Below are 16,228 nucleotides of genomic sequence, written 5' to 3'. Positions count from 1 at the left end.
CACGGTTTTTTCATTGATAAAATCACACATGAAAAAACCGATTTTATCCATATTACTGCTTTTGATATTGCCAATTACCTTTGGCTTTAAGCAGGACTTTATTGAACCTGTGCAACTACAATGGGAAACGCATTTTAAAGGCAAAGCGGTAGAAAATTCGCCCTTTTTTGCTTTAACTGCAATGACCTGGAAATACAGCTACGAATCAACCATTTATCGGAACCGGGTAGCCATAAATCTAAGAAATGAGGTTACGATTGATAAGGATAGATCATGGGTGAAGTGGGATAAAATCAAAGATCCTGATGTTCGTGCAAGCTTACTACACCATGAACAAGGCCATGTGAATATACAGTACATTTTACTATCTGAAGCGGAACGCGTTTTAAAAAACAGAAATTATTCCGTTAAAAACTACAAGGCACAAATCTCGCAACTGGCCAACGAAATCAGCAATTATTTCGATACCATGCAACGCAATTACGATGAGGAAACCGAACATGGCAGCAATCATAAAATGCAGGCTCGCTGGGATAAGATCATTAGCGATAAAATGGAAGAATCAAGAGCAGCAACCTTAGCCAATAACTCAAAATAGCTTTGGTAGAAAAATAATCAAACCCACTGCAATGGCCAGAAAAGCGGCAAACAATACCGCCGCAGCAGCCAGATCTTTCACGATTTTAATTTTAGGATGAATTTCTGGCGAAACTACATCTGCAAGTTTTTCAATGGAGGAATTGATTATTTCTGCTATGATCACTGCTGAAATTACTGATAATATAGCGATCCACTCCAATCCGGAAAGCTTCAAATAGAACGACAAAGCAATAACAACTACCGCAGCAAACAAATGAATACGTCCATTGTGGTCGTTAGTGAAGAAAAGTTTCAAGCCATTAAAGGCATACTTGAAACTTTTGACTCTATCCATGATCGAGAATTTTCGATTTTCCTGCATAATAGCTTTTATAAAGATCCTGAAATACATTAAGGATGACGACAGTTGATATATGTTTTAACACTTTGACTTAATGTGTCGTCGTTTCGAGAGGGCGTCTCCAGCCAATAGGCAATCTACTTCCTAATACGAGCTTAAACCCATCACCTCTATTGTTTGTCCAATTCCTTTGTAGAAAAACTATTTCCGCTCAATTTATATTGATAAGTTTTTAAGGTAGATTTCGTACTGTCGCTTTCATCTTTTACAGGAAACGATCTAAACAAATCCCCGTTTTTAATGAAGAACTTATCATTGCCAGCGTAACCTTTCTTTTGACTACTGTTTAACGATGGAAAATTAATTTTATTAAAATCTCCACCGGCAAATTCGAAAACATTTAGGTCAGAAACATTTTTTTTGCTTAACAACTGAACATAAAACTCCGGGTTACCATCATTGTCTAAATCCATATTCCAGGCATCGGTAATTATACCTTTTCGCTCTACAGCCTCTGATTTATAGTTATTACGAATCGAATCTGACATCAAAAGCTGATAGCCGCCAATGGAATCAGGGCCTTTACCCCAGCTTAGCACCTCAATATTTAACCCAGGCTTTACCTCTATATCTTTGTAAAACTTAAAGGGATTTTTCGCCACTGGCGGAACTTCAGCTTTAGTTTCTACAGGTTTATCTTCACTGCATGCAAAACAAAACAGCATCCCTGTAATTAACAAGAGATGCTGCCATGTATATCTTCTAAATTTCATTTGCTGGGACTTTTTTTTCTCCCAAATTAATGATTTTAGTTTTTCAATGCAAGCGATTTATTACTTCTTGGTTTGAGTTTTATCTTCAGGAGCGCCGTTGTTTAAAAGTGTTTCAGTGGTTACGCTTCTTTTTCCGCTTGGTGCAATTACGATAGTTCTTAGCAATCTTTTTTCTCCCTGAGGAACAGTCACCTTAACTGGTGTGGTGTACAAAAATGCATTTTCCGAAGGCCTTGATCCATCTAATGAATAATAAATTTTCGAACCCTTAACCGGAGCTTTTAGATCAATAGTAAAATCGCTGCCTGTTAAAGGTTTATCGCTTTGCCCAATCGGTGTTGGAACCCAATAGTTAATGTTCATCTGATCTAACCGAGCCAGGTGTTTTGGTAAACGCTCTTCAGAGAAGTTTTTTAAATCTTTCCGATCAACCGGGCTCCACGCGATTTCAGATAGCGCCAACAGACGAGGGAAAGCATGATTTTCAGCTTTCTCTGGCGTTTTGATGTATTCTGTCCACATATTTGCCTGAACACCTTTAATATATTTACGCTGATCAGCTGTTAAAACTTTTGGAATGGGATCGTAAGCGTATATTTTTTGATAAGGTGCAAAACCACCGATGGTTACAGGTTCATCCGGAGAATTAGATTGTTTGTGGTCGATATACAAACCCATTGAACCTGGTGTCATAATTACATCGTGATTTTGTTGTGCTGCTGCGATTCCTCCGGCCTCTCCTCTCCAACTCATTACAGTTGCATTGGGTGCTAAACCGCCCTCTAAAATTTCATCCCAACCGATAATTGAACGCCCCTTAGCATTCACATGTTTTTCTATGGTTTGAATAAAATAGCTTTGCAACTCATGTTCATCTTTCAAACCTTTTTCCTTCATTAAAGCCTGGCAAAACGGAGATTCTTTCCAGTAGGTTTTTGGCGCCTCATCTCCTCCAATGTGAATATATTTTGAAGGGAAAATGGCAATTACCTCATCCAGAATATTATTTAACATGGTAAAAGTATTTTCTGATGGTACAAAAATATCATCAAAAACGCCCCACGTTTGTTGCACCTGTTTTCCTTTTCTTGATCCAGCCCAAGGCGTTTTATCGCTCACGAAGGTATCCCGATCAGGAAAACAACTTAACTCGGGATAGGCAGCAATTGCAGCAGAAGCATGACCCGGCAATTCAATTTCAGGGATAACCGTTACAAAACGTTCTGCGGCATATTTTACAATTTCTTTGGCCTCATCCTGTGTATAAAACCCTTTCACCGGTGTTAAGTAATTACCATTGCCCGGATAGTTACCAATAATAGATCCGTTTCTGGAAGAACCAACCGTTGTTAATTTAGGGTATTTTTTAATTTCTAATCTCCAACCCTGATCGTCGGTTAAATGCCAATGAAAGGTGTTGATTTTGTAATATGCCAGGTGATCGATGTATTTTTTGATAAATGAAAGCGGGAAATAATGACGACATACATCGAGCATCGCTCCGCGATAGCTAAAGCGAGGATAATCCTCAATAGTTACAGCAGGAATGGAAATTTTATCAGCAATTTTATCCGGCATCATCTGCATGGCAGATTCAACGCCATAAAACAAGCCGGCTCCTTTTCCAACAATCGTGATTTGATTTGGTGTTACTTTAATCGTATAACCTTCAGCAGGTAATTTATCCGATCCGGCTGAGGTTAGCAATATACTTTTCTGACTGGGCTGAGAAACCTTGCTTTCCCGTAAAGCAAAACCAGCTTTGTTTACAATAAATGCATTTAATAAATCAGCCGATTTTGCGCCATCGATGCTTTGATTGATTAATACTGTTGATTTGTCTAAAATAAAATTACCATTTGCCCGGGTAATGGACACGGGTGCAGGTATGATTCCGAGGTTAGGATCGCTCTGCGCAAACGCACTTGTACTGATTAATACTCCAATAAAAATCGATAATGCTTTGTTCATGTTTTATTTTTTAAGATGAATTAGGTTATTTAATACAAGATAGAAATTCCAAGCCCATCCATAATTTCACTTTTTTGTTACAATCAAACACAAACGTTTGCCTGATTGTAAATCATCGCATTCTTGCGGAAATAAAACTCCATAAAAAAAGAGAAACCGTATTGATTTCTCTTTTTGATATGAGGTATAAATTATTTTAAGCTTCTACCGGATGCTCTTTCGCAGCCAGATATCTTTCCGCATCAAGCGCAGCCATACATCCTGAACCTGCAGCGGTAACTGCCTGGCGATAATACATATCCTGAACATCACCACAAGCAAAAACCCCTTCTACATTCGTTAATGTTGAGCCTGGCTTAGTTAACAAATAGCCAGTTTCATCCATATCTAACTGCCCGTTAAAAATATCGGTGTTTGGTTTATGACCGATCGCAACGAAGAAACCCTCAACCGGAATTTCGGAAGAAATATTTGTTTTGTTATCGATTACTTTTACAGCGGTAACATTTTTGCCATTACCCAAAATCTCCTGAGTTTCAGTATTGTAGTGCACAACGATGTTTGGAGTAGCCAAAACACGACTAACCATTGCTTTCGAAGCCCTGAATTCATCACGGCGAACCAATAAGTGAACTGTTTTACACAGTTTAGCCAAATAAGTTGCTTCTTCAGCAGCTGTATCACCAGCGCCTACAATGGCAACATCTTGCCCTTTAAAAAAGAAGCCATCACATACTGCACAAGCTGAAACACCAAATCCATTATATTGTTGCTCGCTTGGTAAACCCAACCATTTTGCAGTTGCACCAGTTGCAATAATTACGGTATCTGCGGTAATGGTTTTAATTTCATCAACCACAACTTTATGCGGAGTTGAAGAAAAATCTACCGAACTGATGTACCCAAAACGAATATCGGTACCGAAACGTTCTGCCTGTTTACGAAAATCCTCCATCATTTCAGGTCCCATAATCCCTTGCGGATAACCAGGGAAATTTTCTACATCGGTAGTTTGTGTTAACTGACCACCAGCTTGCATTCCGGTGTACATAATTGGTTTTAAATCAGCCCTGGCAGCATAAATTGCTGCTGTGTAACCTGCCGGACCAGAACCTATGATTAAACACTGAACGTGTTCGTTTTCTTGTGACATTATATCGTGTGTTTGAAATTCATTAATTGTAGTGCAAATTTAATGCATTAAACAATTGTTGACAAGTAGGCATTGTCAACATAGTTTACTTATTAACATCAAATTCGCCATTTCTAGGATCGAAGAAATTTGATATTATGAATTCTAATTTAACTTCCTCTACTCGCTCTAATCAACCTGATCACATTACCTCCTAGTATTTTCTTAATTTCGGTTGCTGAATATCCATTCTTTATCAGTTCTGCTGTGATTTTTGGATAATCTGCCACACTATTCATTCCCAAAGGAAAAGATTCTGCCCCATCAAAATCAGCGCCTAAACCAACATGATCAATGCCAATCAACTTCACAACGTGATTGACATGTTTGACAATTAAAGCTACCGGTGGCCGGATAGCATCGGCTTCAGTTTGATGAATAGCTATTAGCGTATCAATGGCATTACTCCTACCATATTTCACGGACAGCAACCTCAATTCTTTATCATGTTTTGCAAGAAAGGCTTTTTGTTTACTACCGAAGGTAGGATCTAAAAAACCACTATAAAAATTGATGCATACCACACCACCATTTTTGCCAACGGCTTTAATCTGATCGTCTTTTAAATTTCTGGGAACAGGGTTAATACTGTAAGCACAACTGTGAGAAACAATTACGGGCTTTGTACTTGTGGCAATGGCATCATAAAATGTTTTTTCACCTACGTGTGATAAATCAACCAGCACGCCCAATTTATTTAATCGCTGAACAACTTGCTTCCCGAAGTTATTCAATCCGGCATTTTCAGGTTTTACTTTTTCAGATGTTTCATCTGCTGCTGAGCTCGACCAGGATGTGCTGTTGTTCCAGGTTAGTGTTAAATAGGCCATTCCCCGTTTGGCCAAACTATCGATATAATCCAAACGGTTTTCAATCATATGCCCACCTTCAACCCCAATCATTGCAGCTAACTGTTGGCCTTTAACTGCCTGTTCCAATTGTTTAGCCGTTGTTTCCAGTTGAATCATATCCGGATATCTTTTAATCAAGCTATAAAGCGAATCTATTTGTTGATTTGCGATAGCATAACCGCCATTTTCATCACACCATACAGAAAAAAACTGAACATCCAAACCACCTTGCCTTGCCCGAACTAAATCAAAATTTCCTTTAGGCTGAGGTTTTCCAATATCGATTCCTGACTTAATCTGATTGAAAATAATATCGCCATGAGTATCAATTACGGTAGCCTCCTGATGGATTTTATTTGATTTTTGAGCAAAGGCACAGATACTATTGAAACTAACCAGCAGACCTACAACATAAGTTTTCATCATATTAAAGCAATGGCATTTAACTGAACTGTTGACCTATTCCTGCATTCAGCATCCAATCTGCCTGCGATCGGGCCGATCCACTAATTATTCTCTTTTTGGCAATTTCTTCCTGAGCTCTTCTTACCGAATTGCTGATCATTTCATTTTCAAGTTTTTCATCCTCGTTTATCCCCATATTTTTCATCATCTCGATAATCTTTTCACTATTAAACAATTGGAACAAGGGCTCTGATAAAGCAGATAAAACGGTAATTTCATTTTTACCCAATTCCGTTGCTATTCGCTGTTCTTCGCTTGATAATGGATGATGTTCTACGAATATCAGTTTCTTATCTGCAAAACCTGCATTCAAGCGATCGGCTAGATGAACCTGCTTGACCACACTATTTTTCTGGAAAAAATTTTCTAATGCAATTCTGGTTTCTTCAAACCAGGCAATGAAAACGATTGTAGGGTTGGCCTTATTCATCTCCAGGCAAGCACGAAATTTAGCTTCCTCAGAGATCCAAATGTTATCATATACAGTTACGCCTTTATTTCTTTTTCTGAATAGTCCGAACATAGGTCGTTTAGTTATTTTTTTAAAATTTTGGCTTAATTAAGTTTGAATAATGCCTACACTAAATTTCTTTGTGATTGGCGATTGATTTGCAGCCTCAATACCCATTGAGATTACCTTTCTGGTTTCCAAAGGATCGATAATTCCATCAACCCAAAGCCGTGATGCGGCGTAATATGGTGTTGTTTGACTATCGTACTTATCTGTAATTTCTTTCAGCATTTCTGCTTCTTTCTCCGGAGTGATTACTTCGCCTTTCGCTTTTAGTGAAGCTTCCTGGATTTGAAGTAATGTTTTCGCTGCCTGAGCCCCGCCCATCACCGCTATTTTTGCTGTCGGCCAGGCATAGATTAATCTTGGATCGTAAGCTTTACCACACATGGCATAATTACCCGCACCGTATGAATTTCCAATCACGATGGTAAATTTAGGTACCACAGAGTTTGCTACAGCATTCACCATTTTAGCACCGTCTTTAATAATCCCGCCATGCTCTGAACGGCTCCCAACCATAAATCCTGTTACATCTTGTAAAAACACCAAAGGGATTTTTTTCTGATTGCAATTCATAATGAAGCGGCTGGCTTTATCGGCACTATCCGAATATATAACGCCCCCAAACTGCATTTCTCCTTTTTTTGATTTCACTACCTTACGTTGGTTGGCCACGATTCCAACTGCCCAACCATCAATACGGCCTAAACCGCAAACGATACTTTGCCCGTAGCCTTGTTTGTACTCTTCAAAATCAGATCCATCAACCAGGCGGTTGATGATATCCATGATTTCATATTGTTTATCCCTGTTTTCAGGAATAATGCCATATAACTCTTCTTCTTTTTCCTTTGGCTTTACGGATTTTATTCTATCAAAACCTGCATTTTCAGGTGCACCAAGCATACTCATAATGTTGCGAATACTATCTAAACAGGCTTCATCATTAGGATGTTTATAATCCGTAACACCCGAAATTTCGCAGTGTGTAGTCGCACCGCCAAGTGTTTCATTGTCTACGTCTTCGCCGATAGCAGATTTTACCAGATAAGAACCTGCTAAAAACACGGAACCCGTTTTATCAACAATCATCGCTTCATCACTCATAATGGGCAAATATGCGCCACCCGCAACGCAAGCCCCCATAATGGCTGAAATTTGTACAATTCCCTCTGATGACATGATGGCGTTATTGCGAAACATTCTACCAAAATGTTCTTTATCGGGGAAAATTTCATCCTGCATGGGCAGATACACGCCGGCACTATCAACCAGATAAATCGCAGGCAATCGGTTTTCCATTGCAATTTCCTGTGCCCGCAGATTTTTTTTCGCCGTCATTGGAAACCAGGCACCGGCTTTGACTGTGGCATCATTGGCTACAATCATACACTGCCTGCCGCTCACATAACCTATTCCGCAAACTACACCAGCAGCAGGACAACCACCTTGCTCCGCATACATGCCATCGGCAGTAAAAGCACCAACCTCTAAAAAGTTTGAACCTTTATCAATGAGGTATGCAATACGCTCACGAGCCAATAACTTTCCTTTTTCTTTCTGCTTAGCGGCATTTTTTTCACCACCACCCTGATAGATTTTTTTAAGTTTTGTTTTCAGTTCGTAAACCAACTGTTTATTTACATCCTCGTTTTTGTTGAATTCGATATTCATGGAGGCAATTTAAATTTAATTTTAGAAAATTCGTGGAGACCGAATTGGTTTCTGGTCTACCTCGTTTTATAACCGCAAAGTTCGGGAAGGGAAAACGCAAAGTGCGCAAAAGATTTTTAACCACAAAGCATACGAAGAAAATAGTAGAGAGGGTCACAGTGAAAGATTTAGTCCATATAATTTAAAAATCCCTGATTAGTTTAATTGTAATGATCATTCGAAAAATACACAAAGTTTTTTCACCACAAAGCACACAAAGAAATAACGCTGCGGATCAAAGAGGAAAATTCAAATTTTATTCAGAAATAGTCATCATCGCTTTGAGCTACGTTTCTAAATATAAATGTTTTTTGTGGTGAAGTTTTAAACGATCCAACCACGCAACTTTGCATACGCTGCGAAAAAGTTAATGAATTTTGTGGTTAATCTCAAAGAGAAAGATTTTAATTATTTCTTCCAAATATTGAGGCGTTGTCACTTTTTTTCTCTGTGAAATCTCCGTGTACGCTGTGGTTAATTGAAACTACCAAACTTAACGCACTCAGCGAAAAACTTAGCGATCTTTGCGGTTAAATCAACAAATATCCATTTAAAACAATATTTTTGAGGCAAACGCTACCTAATGGAACTTACCGTAAATATTCCTGCTTTATTATTTCCCGCAATTAGTTTAATTATGCTGGCCTATACTAATCGTTTTCTGGCTTTGGCGGCATTGGTTAGAAGTTTGAAAGCAAAATATGAAGAAACAGAAAGAAATGTTGGATTGCAAAACCAAATCAAAAACCTGCGCTATCGCTTGCGACTGATCAAAAACATGCAGGCTTTTGGGGTGTTGAGTTTCTGCCTTTGTTTGTTCTGCATGTTTTTTATCTATTTAGAATGGAATGTTATTGCAGAAATCCTATTCGCTTTAAGCCTGATATTTTTTATGATATCGTTGATTATCTCTTTAATCGAGATTCAAATCAGCACCAAAGCATTAGAACTGGAACTCAGCACACTAGAAGAACTAGAAGAGGAATCACTTGGCGGATTCATCAAGAAAAAATTCAAAAAAGAATAGTCTTTTCAATCTATTAATTCACCAGAAGTTAAGCCGTAATGAAGTGATATAAGAAAACGACTTCGCCGGTAAAGGCAGGTTTCTTCTGATTTTCAATTTCCATTTCTATTGCCATGTGCACTTTGGTAACCCCACGTAAGTTCACAATTGAAGCCAACTTAGCTTTCAACCTGATATTGCTGTTAACCAAAACGGGTTGCGCAAACTTCAAACTTTCAATACCGTAGTTAATTTCCATTTTTAGGTTTTGGATATCTACAATTTCCTTCCATAAAAATGGAATTAATGAAAGTGTCAAATATCCGTGTGCAATGGTACCGCCGAACGGCCCTTCATTTTTTGCCCGATCTTCATCGGTATGAATCCATTGATGATCGAGGGTAGCATCAGCGAATTTATTAATTTGTTCTTGAGTGATGGTGTGCCATGATGAAACTCCAAGCTCTTTGCCTAAATATTGTTCGAATTCTGCGTGTGAAGTAATGATTTGCATTAGGAAATATCTTTTCGCCAGTATTTAAGATTGGCGGTTTTTAAATTGTTTATATGAAATTAATAATTCTTAAGTTAAATTTCTATCCCTAAACCAAACTTCATCCGGAACGGCAGAGAAATGATCCATTTTATCAACAAGAACTTCGGCATCAGCTTCATTGAAAACCAAATCGCGGTTAGCTGATTTTAAAAATTTGCTTTGCACCATCATTTCCATCTGTGCAAACAAAGGATCGTAAAAACCATTTACATTTAATACACCAATTGGTTTGTTGTGCAATCCTAATTGAAGCCAGGTAAGTACTTCAAAAAATTCTTCGAGGGTACCAAAACCTCCGGGCAAAATAATAAACCCATCACTCAAATCGGCCATTTTTTGTTTCCGCTGGTGCATATTTTCAGTAATGATCATTTCAGTTACCCCTTTATGCCCGACTTCCTTATCCATCAAAAACTGCGGAATTACACCTGTTACCGTACCCCCAGCCTGCAAAATGTCATCAGCAATCACACCCATCACCCCAACACTTCCACCTCCGTAAACCATTTTAATGTTTTGTTTTACCAGAACATCGGCTAACTGTTTAATCGCTTTGCGCAATTCCGGGTCTCCATTAAAATTTGATCCGCAGTAAACGCAAACAGAATTAAGTTTATTCATTTAAAAAATTTTTCACGAAGTTAAGATTTTATCAGCTTTCTGTAAATACAAATTCTACACAATGCTGTTACACCTCATTTGGCAGCATTATGAAATTCCATGAGTAAAATCGTATCATATAAAAAAAGGGTAGCTTCCACTACCCTTCCTGAACAATGTATATGTGAGAGAAATTAGAAACTATAACGGAAAGTAGCACCGTAAGTTCTCGGATCACCAAGTACACCGGCATATAAACCAGAATTACCTGCTGCCGCCTGCAGTTGTTCATAATAGTTTTTGTTAGCAATATTTCTGCTCCATACAAATACCGAGAACTTATCAGACTTAAATCCTAAACGGGCATTCAATAATGAATAACCTTGAACATTTAACACACTTGATGGCGTAGGGTTTGAAGAGTAAGTTGAGCGGTAACTCGCGTCACCAGCAATAAAATACCGACCAGGTTTAGTGGCGAGGTTTCCCGGCGTACTAAACTCCGCACCTCCAGATATATTCCATTTCGAGATACCCGGCAATCGACCACCCGATGCATCTTTAAATGCCACCTGCGTTGCCACACCATTTATTATTTCTGTATGGCCGGTTTCTTCTAATGGAAGTGGTGCATTGGTAAAGGTTACATATTTACCATCAAGGTAAGCCAATGCTGCATTTAAAGTTAAAAATCTTTCTAACTGATAAGTTCCATCAATCTCTAAGCCCTTTACGTTTACCTTTTCGGCATTTGCCAGATAACCCCTATTTACCCCTAGTTGTGGCGATTGAACATTTGTTTGATAATCTTTGATGTCGGTATTAAATGCGGTAACGTTTAAAATTGCCCCTTTAAATGGCTTTGTTTTTAAACCCAACTCATAGTGCTCTACATATTCTGGTTTAACTACAGCAACTGATAAATCAGCTTGTCCGTTTGACGTAGTTGGCAAACCACCAACATTAACACCTACTGGTTTGTAAGCCGTAGAAAAAGTTGCGTAAGCATTTAACTTAGGCGTTGGGCGATATGATACCGTAATATTTCCAGATAAATTGTTGTTATCTACATTAGTAGTAAACTGCTGATTGGCGTATACAGCGGCTTTAAGCGCTAACAATGCTGCATCGGTAGTTTGTAAACCACCATAAGTATTACGATCGTAATCCACATCTTTTTTGTCGTAGGTGAATCTCAAACCTGGCAATACGTGTAAGTTTTTTAACACTTCCCAATCAACTTGCCCGAAAACCGCAGCACTTAACGATTTAATTGTTGAGTTGGTTTTGATTCCGAACCCGTCTAATAAACCTGGTGTTGAATATAAAGCTTGAGCGCCTGTGTTAGCGGTTTGCACAAATCGCCACTGGTCTTTACCCACTTCTTCCGTTTGACCTAAGCCCTGTAAATTTTGGCCCAATAAAAACACGCCCACTACACCACTCAGTTTTTCAGTGATGTTTCCGGCATACCTAATTTCCTGCGAATACTGATCATGACGGGAATTACCCTGAGATTTGGTTAATGCAGCCAATTCAGAAAAATCTCTGTCATTGGTAGGATCCCAGTTCCAGAACCTCCATGCGGTAGTTGAAGTTAAGGTTCCGCCACCAATTTTATAATCAACGTTTAATGAAATTCCACCGATTGACTGGTTATGTCTCCATGGTGTATTGGTATTGATTTCTCTTGAAAATGGATCAATTTTAGGTTGTTGATAGCCTAAATCGGAAACAATTCTTGCGTATTGGCGGTAAGCACTTCTTTCGGTTTGCGTAACTCCTGCAATTACCAAAGGGTAACCTGCCGGATGTTGAATACTTACATCGCCACTTAATAAAATCTTCAATTTATCTGATGGTGTAAAATACAACTGCCCTTTAAAACCCAGATTGTTTTGTCCGCTATACTTTCGCTCTTCGCGTGTATTCCAAATTGTACCATCCCGTTGCGTACCAGAAATTGAAATTTTTGCCGCCAGGTTTTTGGCTACACCACCAGATACAGAAGTTTTAGCTTGAATGAAATTATAATTACCTACGCTCATTTCTACTTTTGCTGTTGGCGTTTGAGTAGGTTTTGTAGTAGTAATATTAAATGCACCGGCAGTAGTATTTTTACCAAATAATGTTCCCTGCGGACCGCGAATTACTTCGATTTGTTCGATATCAAGAAAGTCTGTGGAGGTTGCTGCCGGACGGGCATGGTAAACGCCGTCGACATAAAAACCTACTCCAGGATCGATACCATCATTTGTTAAACCAAATGTAGAACCTAAACCACGAATGTTAAGGGTTGTATTTCTGGCGTTTGAAGCATATAATTGTACCGATGGAACTAATTCTTTTAGGCGGTTTACATTAAAAGCACCTGCATTTTCTGCAGCCTGACCGCCAATTACGGTGATCGGGATAGGCACATCCTGTAAAACTTCCGATCGCCGTCTTGAAGTTACCACAATCTCATCAAGTTGGGTATCTTCTACCAACGTTAATTCTATCGGACTTTCCTGAAGCTGTAAAATTTGAAAATCTTGTGGTTTGTAACCTACGTAGCTTACGCGGATATAAAATGGTGGTTGTTGTCGGGCATCGATGTTAAAAGCGCCATTCGTATCGGTAATGGTCGCAATTTTTGTTCCCCTTACCGTAACAGTTGCGCCTGGTATTGTGATGCCATTAGCACCTTTTACTATTCCTTTCACTGTATTTTGAGCGAATGCAGTACTTGCAGAGAGTATAATTGAAAATAAGATGAGTAAACTTTGTTTCATGATGATTTATAAATGTCTGGTTTAGATTTTTGATTATTTATCCGTTCGGAAATGTTTGATTTGGGCACTGAGCGTACAACAACAACATATTTTTAAATTTTGAGCGATCTGTTTCATGTTTAATTATATAAAATCTATGGATTTAGTCGACAAATATATTAAAAAAAAGCAGCAGCCAAATTTTATTTTGCAAATAGTTTTTCAAAATGGATTATCAACGACTTAATTTCTTAAATCGGCATCTTCACTATATTAAAATTCGCGAACGATGTGATGTTTTTTTTGAAAAGCAATTGCTTAGCTTATGATATCAGTTGGCTTTCCACTAAACTATTGATAAAGTTACTAACTCTGACAGGCATGATGTTTATTAAGTTTAGTAACTTTTTGAAAACAACGGCTGTGCTAAGTTTTTCTACGAGGCTACAGCGAATGACAGGACTGCAAAAGCCATTAATGATAACATTCATTTTCAAAATATTGAAATTTAGCATTAGAAATAAATGGGTGATCATCCTTTCAGACCTGACTTAAAAGATTTCTCCACTGCGGTCGAAATGACGAATTATAGCTGTGTTGAATTGAAAAATTTTGAGTCAGGGAATTGCAGGTATTTAGTACCTAAACCTGACAGCAGCTTCAGCCCCGAGTTTTTGACGAGGGCTACAGCGAATGGCAGGACTGCAAAAGCCATTAATGATAACGTTCATTTATAAAACATTAAAATTTGGGTCTAAAACCAAAACGGGGTTATCTTTAGCGATACCCGTTTCTTTATTACAATTAAAAGATTTCTCCACTGCAGTCGAAATGACAAATTATAGCTGTATTGAATTGAAAATTTGTGAGCTAGGGAACTCGAGGTATTTCCAGCCAAAATGCACAGTCTGTAGTACCTAAACCTGACAGCAGCGGCAGCCCCGAGTTTTTTACGAGGGCTACAGCGAATGGCAGGACTGCAAAAGCCATTAATGATAACTTTCATTTACAAAACATTAAAATTTGAACTTAAAAATAAAACGGTATTATCTTTAGCAATACCCGTTTCTTTATTGCAATTAAAAGATTTCTCCACTGCGGTCGAAACGACGAATTATAGCTGTGTTGAATTGAAAAATTTTGAGTCAGGAATTGCAGGTATTTAGTACCTAAACCTGACAGCAGCGGCAGCCCCGAGTTTTTTACGAGGGCTACAGCGAATGGCAGGACTGCAAAAGCCATTAATGATAACGTTCGTTTACAAAAGATTAAAATTTGGCTCTAAAAATAAAACGGGGTTATCTTTAGCGATACCCCGTTTCTTTATTATAATTAAAAAGATTTCCCGACTTCGGTTAAAATGACGGCTAAACCCAAACCTTTTTACTTTCTACTTTTCACTTTCTACTTTTTACTTACCTCGTATAATTCGGTGCTTCTTTGGTAATCGTAATATCATGTGGATGACTCTCACGCATACCCGCAGCAGTAATTTGAACAAATTGTGCTTCCTGTAGTGCTTCAATACTTGCAGCACCGCAGTAACCCATACTGGCACGTAAACCACCGATATATTGATACATCACTTCAGCTAAAGTGCCTTTGAATGGCACACGACCAACAATACCTTCAGGAACCAGTTTTTTGATATCATCTTCCACATCCTGGAAATAACGATCTTTAGATCCCTGCTCCATCGCTTCGATAGAACCCATTCCGCGGTAAGATTTGAATTTACGTCCTTCGTAAATGATCGTTTCGCCCGGAGATTCTTCTACTCCTGCAAATAACGATCCGGCCATTACAGTACTTGCACCTGATGCAATTGCTTTTGCGATATCGCCGGTATGTTTAATGCCTCCATCGGCAATTACCGGAACGCCTGTACCTTTTAATGCTTTGGCACATTCATAAACGGCATATAATTGCGGAACACCAACGCCTGCAATAATTCTCGTGGTACAAATCGAACCTGGGCCAATACCCACTTTTACAGCATCGGCACCAGCATCGGCTAAAAATTTAGCAGCTGCTCCTGTTGCAATATTACCAACAATCACTTGCAAATCAGGATATTTGGCTTTCACTTCTTTCAGTTTATCTACCACGCCTTTCGAATGTCCGTGTGCAGTATCGATGGTGATTACATCAACACCTGCATTAACTAATGCATCCACTCGTTGTAAAGTATCGGCAGTAACACCCACTGCAGCACCAACGCGTAAACGCCCACGCTCATCTTTACACGCAACCGGGTAGTTTTTAACTTTAGAAATATCTTTGAAAGTAATTAATCCGCTTAAGTAACCATCTTTTGAAACTACTGGTAGTTTCTCAATTTTATGGTTTTGAAGAATTTCTTCTGCCTGAACCAGCGTAGTTCCTTCAGGAGCAATGATTAAATTATCTTTAGTCATTACTTCTGCAATAGGGCGTTGCATATTTTTCTGGAAACGCAAATCGCGATTTGTGATAATACCTACCAGTTTATTATCATTACTTACCACCGGTATGCCGCCGATTTTATGCTCTTTCATGATTTTAAAAGCATCTGCAACAACAGCTGTTTCCAACAAAGTAACCGGATCCTGAATCATTCCGCTTTCAGAACGTTTTACTTTACGAACCTCTTCGGCCTGTCTGTTAATGGTCATGTTTTTGTGTAACATTCCAATCCCACCATTTTGCGCAATCGCAATGGCAAGTTCAGCTTCTGTTACGGTATCCATTGCAGCAGAAATCAATGGAACGTTAAGCTTAATTTTTTTAGTTAGAAAAGTGGCAGTATTTACATCACGAGGCAGAATTTCAGAATATGCGGGTACCAGAAGTACGTCGTCATAAGTTAAACCTGTAGCAATAAATTTTGTGGAGTCGAGTTGCATAGCAAATAA

Annotated in this window: 13 protein-coding genes; 2 read left to right on the top strand and 11 right to left on the bottom strand. The window is 38.6% G+C overall.

The annotated features are described in order from the left end of the window. The first annotated feature begins 28 nt into the window (after positions 1 to 28). Positions 29 to 598, top strand: a complete 570-nt coding sequence (locus tag R2Q70_RS05805) for a DUF922 domain-containing protein (protein ID WP_316806697.1) — start codon at positions 29 to 31, stop codon at positions 596 to 598. On the opposite strand, the gene R2Q70_RS05800 is transcribed toward R2Q70_RS05805, so the two are convergent. The 7 genes from R2Q70_RS05800 to R2Q70_RS05770 form a co-directional block, all read right to left on the bottom strand. Further along, entirely contained in the window at positions 590 to 934 is a 345-nt protein-coding gene (locus tag R2Q70_RS05800; protein ID WP_316806696.1) for a diacylglycerol kinase family protein, read from the bottom strand. The two genes, R2Q70_RS05805 and R2Q70_RS05800, sit on opposite strands and share 9 nt — an antisense overlap. Positions 935 to 1,110: 176 nt before the next feature. Next, positions 1,111 to 1,713: a hypothetical protein gene (locus R2Q70_RS05795; RefSeq protein WP_316806695.1), complete on the bottom strand. Its 603-nt coding sequence runs from the start codon at positions 1,711 to 1,713 to the stop codon at positions 1,111 to 1,113. A gap of 60 nt (positions 1,714 to 1,773) precedes the next feature. Continuing rightward, a complete protein-coding gene (locus R2Q70_RS05790) occupies positions 1,774 to 3,684 on the bottom strand; it encodes a beta-N-acetylhexosaminidase (protein WP_316806694.1) in 1,911 nt (636 codons plus the stop codon). Between the two features lie 196 nt (positions 3,685 to 3,880). Next, positions 3,881 to 4,837, bottom strand: coding sequence for a thioredoxin-disulfide reductase (trxB, locus tag R2Q70_RS05785; protein ID WP_010601986.1), 957 nt, complete (start codon positions 4,835 to 4,837; stop codon positions 3,881 to 3,883). A 149-nt stretch (positions 4,838 to 4,986) separates the two neighbouring features. Continuing rightward, on the bottom strand, positions 4,987 to 6,153 hold the full coding sequence (locus R2Q70_RS05780; protein ID WP_316806693.1) for a dipeptidase: 1,167 nt from the start codon (positions 6,151 to 6,153) through the stop codon (positions 4,987 to 4,989). Between the two features lie 16 nt (positions 6,154 to 6,169). Next, entirely contained in the window at positions 6,170 to 6,715 is a 546-nt protein-coding gene (locus tag R2Q70_RS05775; RefSeq protein WP_316806692.1) for a hypothetical protein, read from the bottom strand. Positions 6,716 to 6,751: 36 nt separating this feature from the next. Further along, a complete protein-coding gene (locus tag R2Q70_RS05770; protein ID WP_316806691.1) occupies positions 6,752 to 8,380 on the bottom strand; it encodes an acyl-CoA carboxylase subunit beta in 1,629 nt (542 codons plus the stop codon). 622 nt (positions 8,381 to 9,002) lie between these two features. Here R2Q70_RS05770 and R2Q70_RS05765 point away from each other — a divergent pair. Continuing rightward, positions 9,003 to 9,446: a DUF2721 domain-containing protein gene (locus R2Q70_RS05765; RefSeq protein ID WP_316806690.1), complete on the top strand. Its 444-nt coding sequence runs from the start codon at positions 9,003 to 9,005 to the stop codon at positions 9,444 to 9,446. A 28-nt stretch (positions 9,447 to 9,474) separates the two neighbouring features. Here the strand turns inward: R2Q70_RS05765 and R2Q70_RS05760 are convergent, their stop codons facing one another. From R2Q70_RS05760 to guaB, 4 genes are all read right to left on the bottom strand, one after another. Continuing rightward, positions 9,475 to 9,939, bottom strand: a complete 465-nt coding sequence (locus R2Q70_RS05760) for a MaoC family dehydratase (protein WP_116167907.1) — start codon at positions 9,937 to 9,939, stop codon at positions 9,475 to 9,477. A 69-nt stretch (positions 9,940 to 10,008) separates the two neighbouring features. After that, positions 10,009 to 10,602, bottom strand: coding sequence for a TIGR00730 family Rossman fold protein (locus R2Q70_RS05755; RefSeq protein ID WP_010602541.1), 594 nt, complete (start codon positions 10,600 to 10,602; stop codon positions 10,009 to 10,011). A gap of 173 nt (positions 10,603 to 10,775) precedes the next feature. Continuing rightward, a complete protein-coding gene (locus R2Q70_RS05750; protein ID WP_316806689.1) occupies positions 10,776 to 13,355 on the bottom strand; it encodes a TonB-dependent receptor in 2,580 nt (859 codons plus the stop codon). A 1,394-nt stretch (positions 13,356 to 14,749) separates the two neighbouring features. Further along, entirely contained in the window at positions 14,750 to 16,219 is a 1,470-nt protein-coding gene (guaB, locus tag R2Q70_RS05745; RefSeq protein ID WP_316806688.1) for an IMP dehydrogenase, read from the bottom strand. Positions 16,220 to 16,228: the final 9 nt, after the last annotated feature.

This window comes from Pedobacter agri (assembly GCF_032678665.1).
GTDB classification, from domain to species: Bacteria; Bacteroidota; Bacteroidia; order Sphingobacteriales; family Sphingobacteriaceae; genus Pedobacter; species Pedobacter agri_A.
The sequence above is the reverse complement of the archived record's forward strand: the minus strand, read 5'-3'. Positions and strand labels throughout refer to the sequence as shown.